General features: G+C 44.1%; 22 protein-coding genes, 1 tRNA gene and 1 pseudogene. 11 read left to right on the forward strand and 13 right to left on the reverse strand.

The features are described 5' to 3' along the window. Window positions 1-227: 227 nt before the first annotated feature. Window positions 228-515 carry a DUF1433 domain-containing protein gene (locus NYE68_RS18490; protein ID WP_025285326.1) on the reverse strand — a complete coding sequence of 96 codons (288 nt, stop codon included), beginning with the start codon at window positions 513-515 and terminating at the stop codon, window positions 228-230. A 240-nt stretch (window positions 516-755) separates the two neighbouring features. On the opposite strand from NYE68_RS18490, the gene NYE68_RS18495 reads away from it, so the two are divergent. Then, the gene (locus tag NYE68_RS18495) at window positions 756-881 is read left to right on the forward strand and encodes a hypothetical protein (RefSeq protein ID WP_015387666.1); all 126 of its coding nucleotides are present in this window, start codon (window positions 756-758) and stop codon (window positions 879-881) included. Window positions 882-976: 95 nt separating this feature from the next. On the opposite strand, the gene NYE68_RS18500 is transcribed toward NYE68_RS18495, so the two are convergent. Further along, window positions 977-1,321: a DUF1433 domain-containing protein gene (locus NYE68_RS18500; protein WP_264101205.1), complete on the reverse strand. Its 345-nt coding sequence runs from the start codon at window positions 1,319-1,321 to the stop codon at window positions 977-979. 60 nt (window positions 1,322-1,381) lie between these two features. On the opposite strand from NYE68_RS18500, the pseudogene NYE68_RS18505 reads away from it, so the two are divergent. Further along, window positions 1,382-1,498 (forward strand): annotated as a pseudogene (locus NYE68_RS18505) (sporulation transcription factor Spo0A); the annotation flags it as partial. A 187-nt stretch (window positions 1,499-1,685) separates the two neighbouring features. On the opposite strand, the gene NYE68_RS18510 reads toward NYE68_RS18505, so the two are convergent. After that, a complete protein-coding gene (locus NYE68_RS18510; protein WP_014305887.1) occupies window positions 1,686-2,000 on the reverse strand; it encodes a DUF1433 domain-containing protein in 315 nt (104 codons plus the stop codon). Window positions 2,001-2,051: 51 nt separating this feature from the next. Between NYE68_RS18510 and NYE68_RS18515 the strand changes: the two genes are divergently transcribed. Together NYE68_RS18515 and NYE68_RS18520 are read left to right on the forward strand one after the other, a co-directional pair. Further along, window positions 2,052-3,479: a lipase gene (locus tag NYE68_RS18515; RefSeq protein WP_324636368.1), complete on the forward strand. Its 1,428-nt coding sequence runs from the start codon at window positions 2,052-2,054 to the stop codon at window positions 3,477-3,479. Between the two features lie 16 nt (window positions 3,480-3,495). Beyond that, window positions 3,496-3,807 (forward strand): hypothetical protein, encoded by a 312-nt coding sequence (locus NYE68_RS18520; RefSeq protein WP_015418282.1) that lies wholly within the window; start codon window positions 3,496-3,498, stop codon window positions 3,805-3,807. A 59-nt stretch (window positions 3,808-3,866) separates the two neighbouring features. Here the strand turns inward: NYE68_RS18520 and NYE68_RS18525 are convergent. The 3 genes from NYE68_RS18525 to NYE68_RS18535 all read right to left on the reverse strand — a co-directional run bounded on the left by NYE68_RS18525 (window position 3,867) and on the right by NYE68_RS18535 (window position 6,875). Then, window positions 3,867-3,942: transfer RNA gene (locus NYE68_RS18525), tRNA-Arg, on the reverse strand. Between the two features lie 216 nt (window positions 3,943-4,158). Next, window positions 4,159-5,628, reverse strand: a complete 1,470-nt coding sequence (locus NYE68_RS18530) for a glycoside hydrolase family 32 protein (RefSeq protein WP_324636367.1) — start codon at window positions 5,626-5,628, stop codon at window positions 4,159-4,161. Window positions 5,629-5,642: 14 nt separating this feature from the next. Further along, on the reverse strand, window positions 5,643-6,875 hold the full coding sequence (locus tag NYE68_RS18535) for an MFS transporter (RefSeq protein ID WP_061890842.1): 1,233 nt from the start codon (window positions 6,873-6,875) through the stop codon (window positions 5,643-5,645). A 391-nt stretch (window positions 6,876-7,266) separates the two neighbouring features. Here NYE68_RS18535 and NYE68_RS18540 point away from each other — a divergent pair, with 391 nt between their 5' ends. Next, the gene (locus NYE68_RS18540) at window positions 7,267-8,241 is read left to right on the forward strand and encodes a LacI family DNA-binding transcriptional regulator (RefSeq protein ID WP_015418285.1); all 975 of its coding nucleotides are present in this window, start codon (window positions 7,267-7,269) and stop codon (window positions 8,239-8,241) included. Between the two features lie 247 nt (window positions 8,242-8,488). Continuing rightward, window positions 8,489-9,085, forward strand: coding sequence for an ATP-dependent Clp endopeptidase proteolytic subunit ClpP (gene clpP / locus NYE68_RS18545; RefSeq protein WP_003151513.1), 597 nt, complete (start codon window positions 8,489-8,491; stop codon window positions 9,083-9,085). A 42-nt stretch (window positions 9,086-9,127) separates the two neighbouring features. Here clpP and NYE68_RS18550 read toward each other — a convergent pair whose 3' ends face one another. Then, complete coding sequence (locus tag NYE68_RS18550) at window positions 9,128-9,988, reverse strand: LysR family transcriptional regulator (RefSeq protein ID WP_033575187.1); 861 nt, start codon at window positions 9,986-9,988, stop codon at window positions 9,128-9,130. Window positions 9,989-10,161: 173 nt separating this feature from the next. Between NYE68_RS18550 and NYE68_RS18555 the strand changes: the two genes are divergently transcribed. Both NYE68_RS18555 and NYE68_RS18560 read left to right on the forward strand, forming a co-directional pair. Then, window positions 10,162-11,292, forward strand: a complete 1,131-nt coding sequence (locus NYE68_RS18555) for a PrpF domain-containing protein (protein ID WP_225045948.1) — start codon at window positions 10,162-10,164, stop codon at window positions 11,290-11,292. 43 nt (window positions 11,293-11,335) lie between these two features. Next, entirely contained in the window at window positions 11,336-12,712 is a 1,377-nt protein-coding gene (locus NYE68_RS18560; RefSeq protein WP_015240656.1) for an MFS transporter, read from the forward strand. A 209-nt stretch (window positions 12,713-12,921) separates the two neighbouring features. Here the strand turns inward: NYE68_RS18560 and NYE68_RS18565 are convergent, their stop codons facing one another. Continuing rightward, window positions 12,922-13,497 (reverse strand): TIGR00730 family Rossman fold protein, encoded by a 576-nt coding sequence (locus NYE68_RS18565; RefSeq protein ID WP_061860904.1) that lies wholly within the window; start codon window positions 13,495-13,497, stop codon window positions 12,922-12,924. A gap of 115 nt (window positions 13,498-13,612) precedes the next feature. Between NYE68_RS18565 and NYE68_RS18570 the strand changes: the two genes are divergently transcribed. Continuing rightward, window positions 13,613-13,933 (forward strand): MazG-like family protein, encoded by a 321-nt coding sequence (locus tag NYE68_RS18570; RefSeq protein ID WP_003151506.1) that lies wholly within the window; start codon window positions 13,613-13,615, stop codon window positions 13,931-13,933. A 45-nt stretch (window positions 13,934-13,978) separates the two neighbouring features. Here NYE68_RS18570 and NYE68_RS18575 read toward each other — a convergent pair whose 3' ends face one another. After that, on the reverse strand, window positions 13,979-15,568 hold the full coding sequence (locus tag NYE68_RS18575; RefSeq protein WP_015418289.1) for a SulP family inorganic anion transporter: 1,590 nt from the start codon (window positions 15,566-15,568) through the stop codon (window positions 13,979-13,981). Between the two features lie 2 nt (window positions 15,569-15,570). Next, a complete protein-coding gene (locus NYE68_RS18580; RefSeq protein ID WP_087920781.1) occupies window positions 15,571-16,164 on the reverse strand; it encodes a carbonic anhydrase in 594 nt (197 codons plus the stop codon). Between the two features lie 388 nt (window positions 16,165-16,552). On the opposite strand from NYE68_RS18580, the gene NYE68_RS18585 reads away from it, so the two are divergent. Next, window positions 16,553-17,518, forward strand: coding sequence for a D-glycerate dehydrogenase (locus tag NYE68_RS18585; RefSeq protein ID WP_061860905.1), 966 nt, complete (start codon window positions 16,553-16,555; stop codon window positions 17,516-17,518). Between the two features lie 204 nt (window positions 17,519-17,722). Continuing rightward, a complete protein-coding gene (locus tag NYE68_RS18590; RefSeq protein WP_223204413.1) occupies window positions 17,723-18,112 on the forward strand; it encodes a ribonuclease in 390 nt (129 codons plus the stop codon). Between the two features lie 62 nt (window positions 18,113-18,174). Here NYE68_RS18590 and NYE68_RS18595 read toward each other — a convergent pair whose 3' ends face one another. The 3 genes from NYE68_RS18595 to whiA are packed head-to-tail and all read right to left on the reverse strand — an operon-like array spanning window position 18,175 to window position 20,177. Beyond that, complete coding sequence (locus NYE68_RS18595) at window positions 18,175-18,921, reverse strand: arylamine N-acetyltransferase (RefSeq protein WP_007407420.1); 747 nt, start codon at window positions 18,919-18,921, stop codon at window positions 18,175-18,177. Window positions 18,922-18,945: 24 nt separating this feature from the next. Continuing rightward, window positions 18,946-19,203 (reverse strand): HPr family phosphocarrier protein, encoded by a 258-nt coding sequence (locus NYE68_RS18600; protein ID WP_012118534.1) that lies wholly within the window; start codon window positions 19,201-19,203, stop codon window positions 18,946-18,948. A gap of 23 nt (window positions 19,204-19,226) precedes the next feature. Further along, window positions 19,227-20,177: a DNA-binding protein WhiA gene (gene whiA, locus NYE68_RS18605; protein ID WP_033575191.1), complete on the reverse strand. Its 951-nt coding sequence runs from the start codon at window positions 20,175-20,177 to the stop codon at window positions 19,227-19,229. Window position 20,178 lies beyond the last annotated feature (1 nt).

Here is a 20,178-nt window from a genome sequence, read left to right on the forward strand (position 1 = left end):
CAAGAATGGCTACTCTTTAAGGAAAGGGATTTATCCGTTAGAGTTTTTGGGGCCAGCCAATAATTTAAAATGACGCCAGTTAGGCGTCTTAAGATTTTTCTTCCGTATCCACAGAGGAGCTCCCTATTTTGTCATCTGGAGGATCATATAAACCGGCAAATTCGTTTGGAATTACATTATTCAAAAATCACTAAACTGTATTTTCGCCAGCAAATCCAGCGTCTTTTTTAGTATTCACATTCTTTTTCCTGACATTCGGGTTTCTCTTCTGCATCGACTGACGAAACTCCTATTTCATCATTCGTTTTGTCATAAAGTCCAAAAAATTCTTTTTCCTTATTACCATTCAAGTACCCCTTCACGGAAATACCACCCATAGGATTTATTTTATAATCGTTAATGTATGTAATTTGCTTTATATTTTTGTAATTAGCTTTTATATAGCTTTCCATTTTATTTTTCGCTTGGTTAAAAAGTTCTTGCTCTGCTTCTTTTTTATCATGGTGGTACTTCATGTAGATACTTCCTGACGCTATAGTTATTACAAATATCAGGACAACCATGTATTTCTTCACAGACTCATCCTTTCTTAGATTAAATTTACATCAACCTCAGAGTGTTGTACATGTCTAAAAAATATCAATGTATCAAGTATCAGTGATCGAGAATACTTTTATATAAGCGTTAGTTAGACTATCCTAAAAGTGTGCGAATTTCTACAAAAGCTTATAGTTAGATCTAGGTTAAATGAAGTGATGAAGGAGAAAGGAATTCAAATCCAGAAGGAATTGGCTGATTTAGTTGGTTCTACTGAGGCTGCGATAAGCAGATTTAAAACAAATACAAGATATGATATCACAACACTATTCATTATTAACTGAGGATTAAATGTACCTATGGAAGATTTGTTTTATGTCGAGGAGATAGAGTAAGAGCAATAAAACAAAATTAGCCCAGCTCGATTGAGCTGGCTAATTTATCTTGTACAAAGCTTATCTTTACATTCTTCTTTGGGTTCGGCATCAACCGTATACGACAATATTTCTTTATTGCCTGGATCATATAGACCTTCAAACTCTTTTTTTCCATTCGTATAACCCTTAATACTAATACCACCCATTGGATTAATATGGTAATACTCGGAAAAATGGATATTATCCACATTTTTATAGTTCGTTGTTAAAAACTTTTCCATATGATTCTGGGCTTCTTCGAATAACGCAATCTCTTTTTCCTTTTGATCATACTGATGCTTCATAAAAAGTCCCCCAACTGCTATAATTATTAAAATAAGGATAATTATGTACTGTTTCTTTTTCATTTGGAAATCAATCCCTTCCTATAAATAACTGTCGTTCTTAAGTAAACGAAATGAGCGAAAACTTGATATGAATATACTTTCAGCATGTCAAAAGCAAAGCTAACCAATTCAGAATTCATCGCGATTGTTGCTGACAAGTTAAGATTGGAACTTAAAGCGAGTAAAATGCTGATCTGACGTTTTCCTGTCGTTGAGTTGTCATGATATTTGTACGCGTTTACCGTTAATATCGGGGATACCTCGACAAATGAGACGGTAGAGGCGATTGATCTCAGGAATAGGTTTGAACTGTATGAGAAACATATCACGAATTTTGTAAGATAATTAAACAAAATAAATACCCACTCATCCTGAGGTGGGTATTTTACCTTTCTTCGGCATTGACCACTGAAATACCTATCTCCTTGTTCGTTGGATCATATATACCGGAAAATTCTTTTTCTTTATTATTATTTATGTAGCCTGAAACTTCAACTCCGCCTGTCGGATCGATATTGTAGTCTTTTGAAAAGTGAACTTCCTGTACATTTTTATAGTCTTTTTTTAAGTAATTCCTCATATGATCTTGCGCCTCAATCACAAGTTTTTCTTCGTTTTTATGTTTATCATATTGATGCTTCACGAAAAAACCTCCCACTGCTATAATTATAACAATTAGGATAATAATGTATTTTCTCATGCGTATCATCCTTTCGGAACTATTTTACAATATAAGAAAGGTGATGTATATATGCCAAAAGGAAAAGAAATAACCGTCTCTGATGTCACAGATAAAGAATATTACCGTTTGAGTCAAGCAGCTTACAATTATAAAATGTTAGCCCTGCATATGAAATATAAAACTCCTTATAAAATAAGTAAGACGTCATATTGGTACGTTGAGAAAGTGAAGCAGGATTCTGATACGGGACTTGATGCCTTTGTATTCTCAAAAGGCATCAAGTCCAAAAACGGAAAATGGATAAAATCAAAAAACCCCGAAAACGTGGTCGTCGCCTTTGCGGGAACCGATATCGGAAAAGACCCGATCAATGACGGCGTAAAAGCGGACGGCGGCAATATTGTTTTCGGAAATGATCCGAAAAAAGAAGTACATTATATTGTAAAAAAAGACGCAAAGGATACCTCGAAAACGCTCGGAGCCTATCACGGAACGCCCTCTCAAGACGCCATGCTCACAACCGGAAAGTATAAGCTGATGACGAAAACTTCGCAAATCGATCAAGCCGATCAGCTGGTACGCAGCGTAAAGAAAAAGTATGCCGGAACGTCAACGATTATTTCAACAACCGGCCATTCACTCGGCGGCGCTGAGGCCGAATACAGCGCAGTGAATAATGATGTGTATGCCGTCGCGTTTAACAGCCCTTCCGTCGTAAAACTGCACGATGAAGAAACACAGAAAGAAATCAACAGCGGCATATACGATCCTTACATCCGGTCAATTATCAATCCGGACGACATGGTCGGGGCAGGTTATTGGAACGAATATGACCGCCACAACGGGACAACAATTTATACGAAAAACCCCTCGCTCTCACAGTTCAGCCGAAACCAGCGGCTTGATGGGAAATTGAGCGAGCAGATCGGAAAAAATCTCGCTTATTTCTTCACTACTGTCATTCTGAGAAATCCGGATACACACGGCTTAAACGAAGCAAATTTCGTGTTCGACAGAAACGGAACTATCGCAAATCCGAACGGAGATGAATTAGTCTTTGACAAAAACCTCGGCGCTCTTCTGCCGGCCGGTGCGATCGGAAGCGGAGACGCGATAAAAGTAACGCCGAAAAACGCAAAGAAGCTGGCTGAAAAGGTGCAGGCCATGACTGAGGATTTGCGGACGATGAAAAAAGAAGCGCAGAACGCCTATCAGGAGCACGATGAAAAAATCGCCGAGCTGAAAACAGAATTTTACGGCCAAGTCGGACACGGCTTGTTTGATCAGCTTCAAGCACAGGACGTGACCAATACAATTGAAGATATTGCGCAATCCTACGATAAAGGCCCGATTTTTTACGACACTCAGGCTGAGCAAGCGTTTATTGATTCTTTGCAGGCCGCGATCACGGACCTTGAAGAGATCGGCGGATTCTTACATAAAATAGCGGACGAATTTCAGGAAAAAGACCAGATGCTCGCAAACTGGTTAAGATGATAGAGGTGGATACATAATGCCGACATTAGACGAACTTTTAGAACACAAGGATGACCCGATGAAGAAAAGGCTTCAGCGGCAAATGCTGAAAACCGTCATGACGCAGGCAACGGGAACAAAACTGGAAACAGTGCGCCAAACGCTGAAGCCGACATTCGAAATGGACACATTGAAAGATGAATTATATGAAGTGTATTCAGCCCTATTGAACAGCTTTGAAGGCAAGGCGCAAAAAGCTCTCGCACAGCGGATCAGTGAAAGTGCGCGGCTGATTGCCGGCACCGAACATAACAGAGACACATTTGTTAACAGTTTCAAAACAAGATAAAATAAAAAAACCTCGCAGATTTATCATCTGCGAGGTTTTTCCTATCCTCTTAACTGAGACGCGCTCGGAGGGATTCGAACCCCCGACAGACGTGGTACCGGAAACCACCGCTCTATCCAACTGAGCTACGAGCGCACGTTTTTTCAATCAGATACCTTTATATTATAATAAAGAAACGCGCAGAAAGCAACTCTTTTTTGATAATGCACAACAGGATTATGCAGCGTCCTCATGCAGCATAATCCTGCATCGTTTACCGGCATTGATTTTCACAAAAAACCCATTTCAGGCGGACTGCCCCCGGCTCAGTACATTTTCAAACACTGCAAAAAAAAGCGGTAATCACCCGTTTCAGCTTTTTTTCCAAATGTCCTTTAACGTCCAATAGGTGAATTCCTCAACCTTTACGGCGCCTTTCTCAGAAAACAGCTCAATCCCCAATCTGCCTTCATTCGGATAGATACGGCTTGTCATCGTTGTTTCTCCATGATTTGCGAATACTTCAATCGAGGATCTGTCAATAAAGATACGCAGCGCCAGCTTGCCGTTTGTATCCGTCTGCACCCTTCTCACACCGTCTTTCGCTTTCCCCATCTTGGTGCAATCAAGTGTCAGCTTTTTATCCGTTAGATTGTATGTCAGCACAAGTTCTTCTTCGTCAAGGCCGCGAATCTTAAAGCCTGCTGTTTCGGCATCGGAATCGTTTACATCAAACACGGCTCGGACTTCAAGCAGGTCTTCGGACGTCTTTGCCAAGTAACTCCCTGAAACCGATCGTCCGGCACATTCCCGATATTCCATTTTCCGCAGCTGTTTGGTTTCTTCCACGGGATTCATCAAAAGTTTTTGATCATCACGCAAAGTCAGTTCTCGCGGCAAAGTCAGTGCACCGCACCATCCGTCCGCTTTTGTCGGCATCTCAGATTCCCACATATCCATCCAGCCGATAGCAATTCTGCGTCCTTTATCATCTAATAATGTTTGCACGGCGTAAAAGTCATGGCCGTAATCCAGCTCTGTAAAAGCGCCGTGTGTAAATTTGTTTGTTCCATCATGATAGTCACCGATTAAATAGCCGGTTTGATGTAAATTTTGATAGGAATCACCGTCCGCCTCGATCCCCTGAGGCGAAATCAGCAGGACATGCTTGCCGCCTAATTCAAAGAAATCAGGACATTCCCACATATAGCCGAGATTACCGTCACTTTGGGCGAGAACACCCGCGTATTCCCAATCACGCAAATCAGGTGAACGGTATAAAACGACCCGTCCGACGTTTTCTTTTGAAGAGTTGCCGATGACCATATACCAAACATCGCGATGCTTCCATACTTTCGGATCGCGGAAATGACGGGCGCTGTCTTCCGGCGGTTCCGCAATAACAGGGTTTTCCTGAAGCTTTTCAAACACGATTCCATCTTGGCTGACAGCGATATTTTGAGTTTGATAGAATAGGTCTTTCTCTTGATCAATTATATTATGTCCTGTATAGATGAGGGCTAATCTTCCATGATCATCGACCGCGCTTCCCGAAAAACAGCCGCTTTGGTCGAATGCATCGCCCGGAGCTAAGGCAACCGGCAGGTGCTCCCAATGAATGAGATCTTTACTTTTTACATGTCCCCAATGCATCGGCCCCCAATGCTCATCATACGGATGATGCTGAAAAAAGACGTGGTATTCTCCTTTAAACTGAATAAGCCCGTTCGGATCATTGATCCAATTCGCCCGGGGCATAATATGGTACCCCAATCGATATCTTTGTTTCACTTTACCCTCGGCTTCCTTCAAAGCTTCTTCCGCCTGCTGAATTCTATCCATTTGTAACATCCTCTCTATCCGATTTTTTGCAGACGCTGGACACGCCTGCTGTTTTGTTTCGGGCCCAATAAAGTAAATATGGAGATGACGGTAAAACCGAAGACGACGATTCCCATGATGAGATAGGTTTGACGGAACCCCGCACTGTCATATAATCCTCCCGCAAGCGGCGACAGAATCGACGCGCCTGCCTGAGATGCGAATTGAAAACCGACGAGATAAAGGACGGACGACAGACGCGTATCAAAATTGGCAGCCAAATATTTAAAAACGGCGATCAGCATAATCGGCAATTCCAGTGCGTGGATGAGTTTCATTGATGAAATGCCTACAGGCTCAACTGCAATTCCGGACCCGACGATGCGGAAAGCCATTAAAAACCCCGCTAAAATCAAACTGTTTTTCGCCCCGAACTTATTGACGATAAAAGGCGCAAGAAACATCATGCCGGCCTCTAAAAATACCTGGACTGAATTAAGATAGCCGAATACTTGGTTGCCTATCGACACTGAAGGAAACAAAGACGCATAGTAGATCGGGAACTGCTGATCATATACGCCGTAAATGCAAGTCACCCCGATAATGTACATCATAAAAAACCAGAAATCTCTTAGTAAAAAGAGCCGCCCCACATCTTTTAACCGGACCGAATCCGCTCTGTTTTTCTCATGATCGGTCATTTCTATTTTCACAGACATGATAATGGCCGTTAATATGACGGCTGAAACAGACGCGATCCAGAAGTTGATATTGGGATTGATATTGAAAAGCTGCCCTGCAAAAAATGCAGCCGCCGCCCAGCCCAGCGAGCCCCACATTCTTGATTTTCCATACTCGAAATCATACTTACGGCTGACCTTTTCAATGTACGTTTCAATCGCGCCTATCCCCGCCAAAAAAGCGGCTCCCAAATATAAGCCTCCGACAACGGCGCCAAGAAAGACGTTGTATTGTAAAAGCGGCCCATAGACGAAGATATAAAACGGACCCGTGAATATGAGAAGACAGCTGATCATAAACAATATCTTTTTCTTCAGCCCCAATTTGTCAGAGATAAAACCGTAAAGAGGCTGCATGCAGAGAGCAAATACGGCGTTTACAGAAAAGATAATGCCTGTCGCTGATCCGTTTAAATTGATTTCCTGCCCTAACCAAATCGCAAATAAAGAATAGCTGGAAGACCAAGTAAAAAAGAAAAAAAAGAAATAAGCACTCAGTTTCCAATACAGACTTTTTGAGCTTTTCATTTGCACCGCTCCTTTAAGAGGACCTTTTAATAGGCGTTTTAGAGCCGCATACTTCCTTCTTCATTTTCATCACATACATGCGACCCCCTGAGTAAGCGCTTACTTTCTATCACTGCTTAATTCTTTCACTTTATTGCCGCCAGCCATCTCTCCATACCCGCCACTTCCCTTCACTTCTTAAATAAAGCGCTTTCAAAAAGAATTGTATGTCAACCGGTTCCATATGTCAATCGGTTGACATACAATTTTCTGATTATTTTAATCAAACAAAACGCACCCTCTTTATATGAAAACAGAAACATGGAATGTCCTTGCACATGTCAGCCTGATTCTCTAAAATAAGTGCGTGACGGAAATTGTAAGCCATTTCAGTAAGCAGGAGGGCACGGGAATGAAGCCTAACATTCATGATGTTGCGAAAATAGCGGGAGTTTCATCTACAACCGTTTCGCGGGTATTAAATAACCGCGGCTATATCAGCGAAAAAACAAAAGAAAAAGTGTACAAGGCGATGGAAGAAATCAATTACTTTCCAAACGATCTGGCCCGCTCTTTATTCCGAAAACGAACCAATTTAATAGGGCTTATCATCCCAAACTCCAGCAACCCGTTTTTCGGCGAACTCGCCTTTCATATTGAAAGCATTTGTACGTCCATGGGCTACAAACTGCTGCTTTGCAACAGTTTACATCGAAAGGATAAGGAAGAAAAATATTTGGAGATGCTGATAAGAAACCAAGTGGACGGCGTGATCGCCGTGACTTACAACCGGGGAATTCTCAATGATCACAAGCAAAATCTGCCGATTGTCGCCATTGATCATTACTTATCGGACACGATTCCCGTCGTCGGCTCAGACAACTATGACGGCGGAAAAAAGGCGGCAGAACTGCTGATTGAAAAAGGGTGCCGGCACATCGTCCATATCAACGGCCCGATTGAACTCGAAACACCGGCAAACCTCAGAAGAAAAGCATACGAAGACGTCATGCATGAACACGGACGGAAGCCTATTACATATGAAGTACCCTTTTATCAGCATTACCATGACATTATTTCAACATTATTCGATGAACAGCCTGACACCGATGGAATTTTTGCCAGCGATGATATCATGGCGGCTGCAGTGATGACCGAGGCCAAAAAACGGGGAATAGACATCCCGAATCAATTAAAAGTGATCGGTTATGACGGCACTGAAACCGTTCAATCGGTTCTGCCGGACTTGGCAACCATCCAGCAGCCGATTGAATTGATTTCCAAAACAGCCATCGAGATTTTAGCAAAAGAAATTGAAGGCGAATTTGATGATTTGCCGCTGGAAACATATTTGCCGGTACGGCTTTTGGAAGGGCGGACAACGTAGTCAGACCGTTCAGCCGTACGTAGCGACGCCATTGCGGTCTATTTTGAGCGCTCCGGCCATATCATTTTCTCAAGGCTCCGGCATTGATCATCCTCATTTCCACTTTGCTGTTTGAACTTTTTGTTTTATGGGAAAAATGGTGTTAGAAGAAAAGGTTGGCATTTTGGTCAGCGTTTTGTTTGACCTTTATTGACCAAAAATGTATCATGTAAATACATACTTACCTAAAAGGTGAAGGAGGAGCATTATGAATTTAATACCTACAGTCATTGAACAAACGAACCGCGGAGAAAGAGCTTATGACATTTACTCCCGTCTTTTGAAGGACCGTATTATCATGCTTGGATCTGCGATTGATGACAACGTTGCGAACTCCATCGTGTCACAGCTTTTATTCCTTGAAGCGGAAGACCCTGAAAAAGATATTTCCATTTACATTAACAGCCCTGGCGGATCAATCACTGCCGGCATGGCAATCTATGATACAATGCAGTTCATTAAACCGAAAGTATCCACGATCTGCATCGGTATGGCCGCTTCTATGGGAGCATTTTTACTTGCAGCCGGAGAAAAAGGCAAACGTTACGCGCTTCCTAACAGTGAAGTTATGATTCACCAGCCGCTTGGCGGAGCGCAAGGACAGGCGACAGAAATTGAAATCGCGGCAAAACGCATTCTCTTGCTTCGCGACAAATTAAACAAAGTGCTTGCTGAACGTACCGGCCAGCCGCTTGAAGTCATTGAGCGCGATACAGACCGCGACAACTTCAAATCAGCTGATGAAGCCTTAGAATACGGCTTAATCGATAAAGTGCTGACACGCAATACAGAAGACCAGAAGTAATGCCAAAAAACCTGCAAGAGCTGATGTCTCTTGCAGGTTTTTTTATGCTTTATTCCCATTCAAAAAAGTAATGAATGCTTTGACGACAGATAATTCTAACGCTGAAGAATTATACATAAGCCAAGTATCGCGTATCACAGGCTCGTTATTTTTATAGGATAGCGCCAATGTGTATAATTCATCAGAAGGCTGAAGACAGATTTCCGGCACAACAGAATAACCGAGACCGTTTTTCACCATCTCTTTACAGGTTTCCTGCCTGTCTACCTCCATCGCAATGAAAGGCGGTTCGGTAAATTGGTTATTCCACCATTTTTGAATCAAACTTTTCAAAGAAGCATCAGTTTGATAATAAATCATCGGCAATTTGGGAAGGTCCTCACTGTTGATTTCAGTTTTTGAAATAAGGTACAGTCTCTCTTCATTTAGCAGTTGTTTTTTCCCTTGCCAATCATAATCTCCCCTCATAATCCCAAGGTGTACCCCCGAATGATGAAGCAGATCCATCACCTTCGCACTCCATCCCGTATTGACGTGGAATTGAACAGATGGATACTGATCAGAAAACCGTTTTAGAATCGCCGGGAGCTTATACTGAGCAAAATTGCTTGAGACTCCTAATCTGAGAACCCCGCTGACTTCATGGCTCATATTGAGCATATCATCCTTCACTCTTCTGAATTCCTGCAGCATCTCTTTCGAATAATCAACCAGATGTTCACCTTCTGAAGTGAACTCCATCCCTTTTTTTCTTTTATAAAAAAGGCGCACTCCGAATTGTGCTTCCAGGTTTTTGAGCCGATAACTTAACGCCGGCTGTGTCATATATAATCGCTCTGCCGCCTTCGTCATATTTTTTTCTTCGAATAATGTAATGAGCACAATCCAATCCTTTTCATCCATATGAAATCCCCCAAAATATTTTTCTGCTATAAAATTCCCTCCTATTATAAAAGTTTTTTATTCAACTTTATAAAAATTATATGTTTTACTTATAATCCTTATTTATCATACGATATTTTCCAAAGGGACCGGTACCTTTTTATCCACACAAAATGATGTAAGGATGAGACAGCATGGAAAAAGTTCCTGTAACCGTCATGAGAGGCGGCACCAGCAAAGGCGTTTTTATTCATCAAAAAGACATGCCAGACGATACAAACCTATGGAGCGATTTTCTTTTAGACATTATGGGGAGCCCTGACGAGAGACAAATTGACGGTCTCGGCGGCGGCCATTCACTCACAAGCAAGGCAGCCATTATTAAGAAATCCGACAGAAAGGATGCAGATGTTGAGTATACGTTTGCTCAGGTCAGTTTGACTGACCATTTTACCGACTTCAAAGGCAATTGCGGAAATATCTCTTCTGCCGTAGGCCCTTATGCTATTGAGAAAGGGCTCGTTCAAGCTGAAGAGCCGGTTACAAAAGTCAGAATGTTAAATACAAACACTCAAAAAGTGATCGCAGCAGAAGTTGAAGTCAGAAATGGAACATTTCATTACCAGGGGGACTGCTCTATCCCCGGGGTTCCAGGTACAGCTTCTCCTATTTATCTTTCATTTCACCAGGCTGAAGGGGCGGTGACCGGTAAACTGTTTCCGACCGGTCAGCCTATTGATGTTCTCGATACACCGTATGGGAATATCTCCGTATCGATTATTGATTACGCCAATCCGCTTGTCTTTGTAAAAGCAGAGGACACGGGGCTTACCGGCTTAGAACTTCCGGATGAATATACTCCGGATATATTGGAAAAGCTCGAAATGATCCGATCAATTGCAGCCGAGAAATGCAGATTCGCTCCGAGACATGAGGCTGCTGCAAAATCACCGGCCGTACCAAAACTGACTTTAATCTCGTCTCCAGCGGATTATATTGATACAAAAGGGATAAAGAGACACGCAGAAGAGATGGATCTTGTCATTCGTATGATGTCCATGCAAAAACCGCATCAAGCTTTAGCCATTACAGGGGCGGTTTGTACGACTGCCGGTATGCTATTGCAGGATACAATATTATCTGAATTTTCATTCTACGGCAGAACGATTCGATTGGGACATCCAAGCGGCATTTTAGAAACCGAGGCAGATGCTGATCCGGATGGAACAACGATTAAAGTAGTACGCACAGCAAGAAAAATCTCTGAAGGCTATGTGTTTACAAAGCAAAGTTACAACCTGAATACGCTGAATCGCATTGGTTAATACCAGTCTTCAGACAAGTCAAAGATAAACGGAGGAATACGAGATGATCAATGTAAATGCGTCTAATCGATTAAACAGACTGCCTTTTTCAAGGGCCCATCAAGCAGTGCTCGTTATCCTTTCATTCGCTTACTTTTTTGATTTTATCGATTTAAATACGTTTTCATATGCGGCGCCTTCACTTTTAAAGGAATGGAACATTTCGACTCATACCATCGCTTTTATTACGTCTGTCTCCTATTTCGGAATGTTTATCGGCGCCTCTGCAGGAGGATGGTTTTCAGACCGTTTCGGAAGGAAAAAAGGTTTAATTCTGGTTGTCACTTTTTTCTCTTTCTTCTCCCTCCTCTCTTCTCTGGCTTGGAACCCAGAAATACTCGGTGTTTTTAGATTTCTTACGAGTTTAGGTATCGGCGCCACAACGATTGTGGCAAGTACGTATATCAGCGAATTTTTCCCATCCGCAACTAAGGGTAAGTACCAGGCAATCTGTATTACAATCGGCATATGCGGAATTCCTGCAGCCGGCTGGGTGGCTAAATTGGTCGTGCCGTCCGCCTCTTACGGCTGGCGGTTTATCTTTCTATTCGGCGCGGTCGGTATTTTTTTTCCGCTGATCGCCAGAAAACTGGAAGAATCACCGAAATGGCTGGACACGAAAGGAAAAAGCGAACAAGCACACCGCATTCTGCTTGAACTGGAGGCAAAAGCAGAAAAAGAAAAGGGTGAACTGCCTGAACCAGCTCCGGCTCTACGAAGCAGACAAACCGCTGTAAAATCCGTTCCATATCGGACGTTATTTCAAAAGCCTTTGGCAGGAAGAACTTTTGTTTTAATGACGATGTGGGCAGCTTCCACGATTGCAATTCAAGGCTTTGGCACATGGGTTCCCACCCTTTTGGTAAAAGAAGGCGTATCAATGGATGAGTCTATCGTATACGTCACTCTGGGAACGATCGGTGCCCCGCTGGGCGCTCTCATTGCGTCGCAAATCTCTGACCGTGTGGATCGAAAGTGGGCCATTTCTGTTTTATCGTTAATTATTATGGCGCTTGGATTCTTTTACGGCATCAATCCTTTGCCGATGGTCATTGTCATATGCGGATTTCTCATGCATATGTTTGAGCGTACGTTCAGTTCGATCGCATATGCCTATACGCCGGAATTATATCCGGTTGAAGCCAGGGCGTCTGGAAATGGTCTCACTTACGGCGTAGGACGTCTTGCGAATGTAGCCGGTCCCTTTGTCGTCAGTTTCCTGTATTCAGGCTACGGATTTTTAAGTGTATTCTTGTTTTTTACAGGCTGCTGGTTTCTTTGTGCACTGACAGTCGGTATATTTGGAATCAGTTCAAAAAAACAAAAGATGCAGCAGGATGATTTCATATCGGAGGAAACATTCGTGCAACAAAAGTTGTAAACGCATACAGTATGCAAACCGCAAAACATCCATCTCCTCTGAGGAAATGGATGTTCTTCTTTCAACCCCAACAGCATTCTCTTTCTCATCTTATTCTCATACATATGTCTTATCATGAAGAAAGGCGTGGTACGCATGAGAAGGAGAAAAGAACTTTCCGTCAGAATGAATCAGATGCAACCGCCGAAACATAATTTCAGACCTCCACCTTACAATTCCCTCCATTTCTTATCTAAAATCGGGTATGTATACCGATTCATCTGCTCAATCAGCTCATCCGGCCGGGAGGAACTGTGGATCAGCTTCAAATGAGACTCATTCGAAAATCCTTCCTGAATGCTGTACTTGACCATCTTCATCATCGGCTCAAAATACCCGTTCACATTGTACAGTCCGATCGGTTTTTGATGAATGCCGATTTGCGCCCAGCACAGCACTTCAAATAACTCTTCATATGTTCCGAAGCCTCCGGGCATGGCAATGTACCCATCGGCAAGTTCACTCATTTTCGCTTTCCGCTCATGCATGCCGCTGACTTCAATCAGTTCCGTAAGATTCTGATGAACAATCTCTCCGCTGAACAGCCCGCTCGGCATGACGCCGACAGCTTTTCCGCCGCCTGCCATTAACGCATCGGCGACGGTTCCCATCAGACCGACCCGTGAACCGCCGTAAACAAGGCCGATTCCCTGCTCCGCCATATATTCACCCAGTTCGGTCGCTTTGCGTTTGTACTCTTCATTTACCCCCGGGTTTGACCCCGCAAATACACAAATGGTTTTCATTTTTTCATCTCCGCATCTATATATGTACATCAATAAATCAAAACACACTATATATTGTCCCATCTCTATATGATAATATCAATAAGAATCATACAGGACATAAGGAGTGTTTCACATGCAGATGGCTGAAGCAGAACAATGGACGAAAGATTTTTATGAAAAACGAGGATGGACGGCGTACGGGCCATTTATCAGAATCGGTTTTTTAATGGAAGAGGCGGGTGAGCTCGCCCGAGCGGTAAGAGCATATGAAATCGGCAGAGACCGGCCGGATGAAAAAGACGCGACCCAGGCTGAACGCAGGCAGGAGCTGATTGAAGAAATGGGTGACGTCCTCGGAAATCTGGCCATCCTTGCCGATAAGTACGGCATCACGTTAGAAGATGCGATGAAAGCCCATCAGGAAAAACTGATCAAGCGCTTTGAAACCGAATAAAAACACGGCCTGTCCGCTTTTTCATGGACAGGCCGTATCTGAATTTTATCCCGTTATCTCGTCCTGATGCTCAAAGAAATGCTGTTTCCCGATTTTATGAAACAGCCCCGTCTTCCGGATCAGCTCTCTCGGCTGTGATTGCAATCCGACGATCATCAATCTCCCGTTATGCCGTTTGATCCGGTTCATCACATTCCCCAGCACCGCTTCTGCGGAGGTATCCATGTAATGTACATTATTCATCAGCAGAATAAGCGTCTTCGGCTTTTCCTGAAGCCTCTCCAGCAGCGATGTTTCCAGTGAATCAATTGAACCGAAAAACAGCGGCCCTTCAATGGAATATGTGCTGACGGACGAATCATTTTTAACCGATTTGACAGCGGCATGCGGTGTTTTGATGCTTGTTGATTCGCTCATTTTCCTGATAAAGAAAACAAAAGCGAGCACGAGACCGGCAGAAACGCCGATGATTAAATCAAACAGAACCGTCAGCAAAAAGGTTGCCGCCAGTACGAATGAATCAGTGTTTTTCAGCCGCATCATATTGGCGACTTCCCTCCGCTCACTCATGTTCCAAGCCACAACCATCAATACCGGCGCCATGCTTGCCAGTGGTACGTGAACGGCAAGCGGGGCGAAGACGAGCAGGACGAGGAGGACGGTGACTCCGTGGACAACACCGGAAATCGGAGAAACTGCGCCGTTTTTAATATTTGTTGCGGTCCGCGCAATCGCTCCCGTTGCCGGTATACCGCCGAAAAGCGGCGCTGCCATATTGGCGATGCCCTGCCCGACAAGCTCCCTATTGCTGTCATGCCGTGATCCTTTCATATTGTCCGCGACCATCGCCGATAATATGGACTCAAGTCCGCCGAGAAGCGCAATGATCAGAGCCGACGGAAACATCATGATCATGTTATCGATTGAGAAATCAGGAAGCTGGAAAGCCGGAAGCTGCCGCGGGATTTCCCCGTAAGCAGAACCGATTGTCGCCATTTTGTCAGGAAAAAACACGACCGCCGCGGCTGTAGAGACAAGCAGCGCCACAAGCGCGCCCGGAATCTTCGGCATCAGCCTGGCTGATAACAGCAAAATGGCCAAAGCAATTCCCGCGATGAGGATGCTGTACAAATTAAAGGTTCCGATCTTCTTGCCGATTTCCGCAATGTTGAGGATAAAGCTTTCATGCTTTTGGATATCGCGCAGACCGAGAAAATGGGCAATCTGCTCCGAGAAAATCAGCACCGCGATTCCGGCCGTAAATCCGACGATCACCGGCTTCGGCACGAATTTCATAATCTTTCCGAGCTTAAATACGCCAAACAGGACGAGCATGACGCCTGCCATAAAACCGGCTACAAGTAAATTCTCAAAACCATACTGCATCACAATGGCAAATAAAATGGGAACAAACGCCCCCGTAGGCCCGCCGATCTGATATTTAGAGCCGCCCAACAGCGAAATCAGAATTCCGGCCACAATAACGGTGTAAAGCCCGTATTCCGGACCGACCCCCGAGGCGATGGCAAAGGCCATTCCCAGTGGAATCGCTACAATTCCCACCACAATTCCCGCGATTAGGTCTTTCTGAAATTTCTGCAAATTGTATCCCTGATATCTGCCGGTAAATTGCATCGTCAGCTGCATCCTCCTTTGACTGTTTCATAACCGTCAACGACAACATCCAGCGTCCCCGTCCCCGGATCGATCACCAGCCCGTGCACCGGCACCTCTTCAGGCAAGAGCGGATGATGCCTGACCATATTCACGCTGTGGGCCACGCTTTCTTCAACGCTGTGAAAGCCGGTCAGCCATGTTTCCAAATCGACTCCCGCATGCTGCAGAAGGCTGAGACATTTGTCCTCCACGCCGCGCTCTTTCGCTTTATTTAATATGGAAGCCGCATTTAATCCCGACATTCCGCACTCGCGGTGACCTATGATGCAGACTTCCTCTGCCTGCAGTTCATAAACGGCAACCAAAATGCTCCGCATGACACTTCCAAATGGGTGAGAAACAATGGCTCCCGCGTTTTTTATGATTTTGGCATCGCCGTTTCTGAGTCCCATCGCCTGCGGCAGAAGCTCCGTCAGCCTTGTATCCATACAGGATACGATGACAAGCTTTTTTTTCGGGAATTTTGTCGTTTGGTAAGGTTCATATTTCCTTTCTTGGACAAACTGCTGGTTGTGCTCCAAAATGCTTGATAAAGAAACCATTTTTCTATTCATCTCCCATCCGATTGTATTGCAAGCCTTCTTACCCAGCTTACAGTAAGGAATTATAGCACAGAAAAAGGCCTCAAAAGCGCTTTCAAAAAAAGACACGATAATTTAACTGTAAATTCAGATTATGTTCATTTATATCTTTCAAAAATAATAAAATTTATCTTTACACCAACCTATAAAGCTTTTGAAAACAGCGGTTCCGCTCATTTTGCCTTCAGAAATATAGGCGGATTCTGTTATTGTTTGGAGAAATCAAGCATGTACATTTCTTTTTCTTTCATTTTAAGTTCAAAAGAACCAGAAATTTATCGTAATGCGTTTGAATATTTCTCACGTTACCGCTTCTCTTATATAATAAAATAGAGAAGAAAGACAAAGGAGGAGAAGCCCGTTGAAACCCTATGTATTCATCGCGAAACCGATACCGCCGGAAGTCGAACAAATGATAGGCGAGCATTGCCGGTATGACATCTGGAAAGAAGATACCATTCCAAAAGAGGAACTGTACGAAAAAATGAAAGATGCCGAAGGGCTGCTGACATCCGGAACGGCGATTGACAGTGATTTACTGGATCACGCGCCGAAGCTGAAGGTCGTCAGCAATAATTCTGTCGGCTATGATAATTTTAATATTGAAGAAATGAAAAGACGCGGGGTTGTCGGCACGCATACGCCGTACACCTTAGATGACACTGTCGCTGATCTGGCTTTTTCATTAATCCTGTCTTCCGCCAGACGGGTTGCCGAATTGGATCGATTCGTCCGCGCCGGCAAATGGGGAACCGTTGAGGAAGAATCTCTTTTCGGTATGGATGTCCACCATCAGACATTAGGAATTATCGGCATGGGCAGAATCGGTGAACAAGCTGCCAAACGGGCAAAATTCGGCTTCGATATGGACGTGCTGTATTATAACCGCAGCAGAAAACCGGACGCTGAGAAGGAACTCGGGGTTACATATGCCGAATTAGATACACTGCTGAAAACATCAGACTTTGTGCTGTTAATTACGCCGCTTACTGACGAAACGTATCATATGATGGGAGAGCGGGAATTTAAATTGATGAAAGATACGGCATATTTCGTCAATATTTCCCGGGGAAAGACGGTTGATGAGAAAGCGCTCATCCGCGCATTGCAGGAGGGCTGGATAAAAGGCGCCGGTTTAGATGTGTTTGAAAAAGAGCCGATCGCCGAAGACAATCCGCTCCTGCAGCTGGAAAACGTCACATTGCTTCCGCATATCGGGTCAGCAACGGCAAAAATCCGCTTGAATATGTTCAAGCAGGCCGCACAAAACATGATAGACGCCGTATACGGAAAAACGCCGAAAAACCTCACGAAGGAATTTCAATGAGATGAAAAACCCCGGCCGTTTCAGCCGGGGTTTATTTTTCGCTAGATCAAAAGGACTATTTTTAAATTCTTTCTATTCCTTTCTCTCGATGCTGATACAATGAAAAGGAATCAGCTTCACATGATAAAAATGGGAGGTATTGCTTTGAAAAAACGATTATCGTGGATTTCCGTTTGTTTGCTGGTGCTGTTCTCCGCGGCGGGGATGCTGTTTTCCACGGCTGCCAAGACGGATACATCTTCTCACAAGGCGCACACTGAAGCACAGGTTATCAACACGTTTGACGGGGTTGCGGATTATCTTCAGACTTATCATAAGCTTCCTGATAATTACATTACAAAGTCAGAAGCGCAGGCCCTCGGCTGGGTGGCATCAAAGGGGAATCTTGCAGACGTCGCTCCGGGGAAAAGCATCGGCGGAGACATCTTCTCAAACAGGGAAGGCAAACTCCCTGCCAAAAGCGGACGGACGTGGCGTGAAGCGGATATTAACTATACATCAGGCTTCAGAAATTCAGACCGGATTCTTTACTCAAGCGACTGGCTGATTTATAAGACGACAGATCATTATAAAACCTTTACAAAAATGAGATAAACACATACAAAAAACGGCTTCCCTGCGGAGGCCGTTTTTTTTTTGCAGAGAACCTGCGAGCTTCATATAAAATGAGCAGTAAATTTTTCTTCAAACTCTGACCGGTCTATTCTGCTGTTTTCCGCCGTGCCATCGTGTTTTTTTATTGTTATATTGCGTTCAGACAGAACCATGTGCCCTTCCGGTGTCCGCTTAGAAGCAAGCAGGCGTTTGTTGAAAGGAGAGCGTTCATGTTCAAAGATTGTTTGTTTCATAGACTTGAGATCCTTTTCATCGATTTCTTCAAGCGAAAATGCGTAACCTGTCTGCCAGCCGTCCCCTTTGTTCATTTCAAGCAGGTATGTCCCGAATTCCGTCTCTTCTATCCTCACGCGGAACGCTCCGGCCGCTGATACCGTCTCGTCTCCCGACATCGGCACAGGCTGCATGGCGAGATTGAGGCCGAAGCCTGCATCAGCGATGTACTCATTCCCCCCGGCGGAAAGAAGTACGGCCGCATGTGTGCCGGGCAGCGCCCAGCCGTTTTTCCAGACCGTTCCGCGGATCAATTTGACATCAAATCCGGCATCTTTCAGGATGAAATAAAGCAGTCCGTTCAAGTCATAACAAAGGCCGCCATGAGGTTCCTTCACCATGTGCCGCCACAGTCCTTCTTTCGTGACGTCATATTCTTTTTTGGACAAAACCGCGCGATTTTCAAACGGAAACCGATATGCGAGCGCCTTTAAAAACTCCGGCAGGTTGCTGAAATCGAGGGAATCCTTTTCCCAGCCTATCGTTTGATAACAATCTTTCAGAAACTCATTCATCGTTCCGTCCCCCTTACAAAGTGTTCACACTTCTTCCTGCACATAAGCGGACAACTTTTCCAGCGCTTCCTTTTCATCGTCGCCTTCAGCGATCAGAGTGACTTCCGTCCCCGTGCTGACCGCCAGACTCATTAATCCCATAATGCTTTTGGCATTCACTTTCTTGCCGTTTTTCTCAAGAAACACATCTGATGCAAAACGATTTGCCTCCTGTACAAACAATGCAGCGGGGCGCGCCTGTAATCCCGTCTTTAAACGCACTTCCACTTTCTCCTGAACCATAAGATCTCCCCTTTTCTGTACGGTTATTTCAAAGTGATGCTTTGTCCTGTACGCAGCTGTTCTGCGATTTCATCGAGCTTTCTCAGCCTGTGATTGATGCCGGATTTGCTGATTTTCCCGCTTGCAACCATTTCCCCCAGTTCTTTCAGCGTGACCTCCTGATAATCAATCCGCAGCTGCGCAATTTCGCGAAGCTTTTCCGGCAGCGCTTCAAGACCGATCCGTTCATCAATGTATTTAATATTTTCCACCTGTCTGAGCGAAGCACCGATGGTTTTGTTTAAGTTTGCTGTTTCACAATTGACGAGGCGGTTCACTGAGTTTCTCATATCTCTGACAATCCGCACATCTTCAAAACGCAGCAGTGAATTGTGAGCGCCGATGACATTCAGAAATTCAGTGATTTTTTCCGCCTCTTTTAAATACGTAATATAGCCTTTTTTCCGTTCAAGCGTTTTGCTGTTCAGATGAAATTCATTCAGCAGCGCGCATAATGAATCGTTATGTTCCTTATAAAGCGAGAAGATTTCCAAGTGGTACGACGAGGTTTCGGGATTATTCACAGATCCCCCCGCCAAAAACGCCCCTCTCATATAAGAACGTTTGCAGCAGCGTTTCGCCACCAGTTCCTCAGAAATATTCCGTTCAAATACAAAGTTCTCTCCGAGGATTTTCAATTCCTCTAAAATCAGCTTTGCATTTTCAGAAAAGCGCACAATATAAACATTGTTTTTTTTCAGCCGCATTTTTTTTCTGACTAACAGTTCGACCGATACATCATATTGTTTCTTCAGCAATGTATAAATGCGGCGGGCAATCGCCGCATTTTCGGTTTGAACGTCAAGCACGAGATGGCGGTTTGAAAATGACAGGGAACCGTTCATCCGAATCAGCGCGGACAGCTCCGCCTTGGAGCAGCAGTCCTTCACTTCCAGATTCGTCAGTTCTTTTTTTGTTTCCGATGCAAATGACATA

The sequence above is a fragment of the Bacillus sp. FSL R5-0447 genome, from assembly GCF_038606125.1.
Taxonomy (GTDB): domain Bacteria; phylum Bacillota; class Bacilli; order Bacillales; family Bacillaceae; genus Bacillus; species Bacillus velezensis.

What these genes read in the sequence shown, in the direction of transcription:
- NYE68_RS18490 (WP_025285326.1), bottom strand. Translation starts at nt 515, where the DNA reads ATGAAGTACCACCATGATAAAAAAGAAGCAGAGCAAGAACTTTTTAAC.
- NYE68_RS18495 (WP_015387666.1), top strand. Translation starts at nt 756, where the DNA reads ATGAAGGAGAAAGGAATTCAAATCCAGAAGGAATTGGCTGATTTAGTT.
- NYE68_RS18500 (WP_264101205.1), bottom strand. Translation starts at nt 1,321, where the DNA reads ATGAAAAAGAAACAGTACATAATTATCCTTATTTTAATAATTATAGCA.
- NYE68_RS18510 (WP_014305887.1), bottom strand. Translation starts at nt 2,000, where the DNA reads ATGAGAAAATACATTATTATCCTAATTGTTATAATTATAGCAGTGGGA.
- NYE68_RS18515 (WP_324636368.1), top strand. Translation starts at nt 2,052, where the DNA reads ATGCCAAAAGGAAAAGAAATAACCGTCTCTGATGTCACAGATAAAGAA.
- NYE68_RS18520 (WP_015418282.1), top strand. Translation starts at nt 3,496, where the DNA reads ATGCCGACATTAGACGAACTTTTAGAACACAAGGATGACCCGATGAAG.
- NYE68_RS18530 (WP_324636367.1), bottom strand. Translation starts at nt 5,628, where the DNA reads ATGGATAGAATTCAGCAGGCGGAAGAAGCTTTGAAGGAAGCCGAGGGT.
- NYE68_RS18535 (WP_061890842.1), bottom strand. Translation starts at nt 6,875, where the DNA reads ATGAAAAGCTCAAAAAGTCTGTATTGGAAACTGAGTGCTTATTTCTTT.
- NYE68_RS18540 (WP_015418285.1), top strand. Translation starts at nt 7,267, where the DNA reads ATGAAGCCTAACATTCATGATGTTGCGAAAATAGCGGGAGTTTCATCT.
- clpP (WP_003151513.1), top strand. Translation starts at nt 8,489, where the DNA reads ATGAATTTAATACCTACAGTCATTGAACAAACGAACCGCGGAGAAAGA.
- NYE68_RS18550 (WP_033575187.1), bottom strand. Translation starts at nt 9,988, where the DNA reads ATGGATGAAAAGGATTGGATTGTGCTCATTACATTATTCGAAGAAAAA.
- NYE68_RS18555 (WP_225045948.1), top strand. Translation starts at nt 10,162, where the DNA reads ATGGAAAAAGTTCCTGTAACCGTCATGAGAGGCGGCACCAGCAAAGGC.
- NYE68_RS18560 (WP_015240656.1), top strand. Translation starts at nt 11,336, where the DNA reads ATGATCAATGTAAATGCGTCTAATCGATTAAACAGACTGCCTTTTTCA.
- NYE68_RS18565 (WP_061860904.1), bottom strand. Translation starts at nt 13,497, where the DNA reads ATGAAAACCATTTGTGTATTTGCGGGGTCAAACCCGGGGGTAAATGAA.
- NYE68_RS18570 (WP_003151506.1), top strand. Translation starts at nt 13,613, where the DNA reads ATGCAGATGGCTGAAGCAGAACAATGGACGAAAGATTTTTATGAAAAA.
- NYE68_RS18575 (WP_015418289.1), bottom strand. Translation starts at nt 15,568, where the DNA reads ATGCAATTTACCGGCAGATATCAGGGATACAATTTGCAGAAATTTCAG.
- NYE68_RS18580 (WP_087920781.1), bottom strand. Translation starts at nt 16,164, where the DNA reads ATGAATAGAAAAATGGTTTCTTTATCAAGCATTTTGGAGCACAACCAG.
- NYE68_RS18590 (WP_223204413.1), top strand. Translation starts at nt 17,723, where the DNA reads ATGCTGTTTTCCACGGCTGCCAAGACGGATACATCTTCTCACAAGGCG.
- NYE68_RS18595 (WP_007407420.1), bottom strand. Translation starts at nt 18,921, where the DNA reads ATGAATGAGTTTCTGAAAGATTGTTATCAAACGATAGGCTGGGAAAAG.
- NYE68_RS18600 (WP_012118534.1), bottom strand. Translation starts at nt 19,203, where the DNA reads ATGGTTCAGGAGAAAGTGGAAGTGCGTTTAAAGACGGGATTACAGGCG.
- whiA (WP_033575191.1), bottom strand. Translation starts at nt 20,177, where the DNA reads ATGTCATTTGCATCGGAAACAAAAAAAGAACTGACGAATCTGGAAGTG.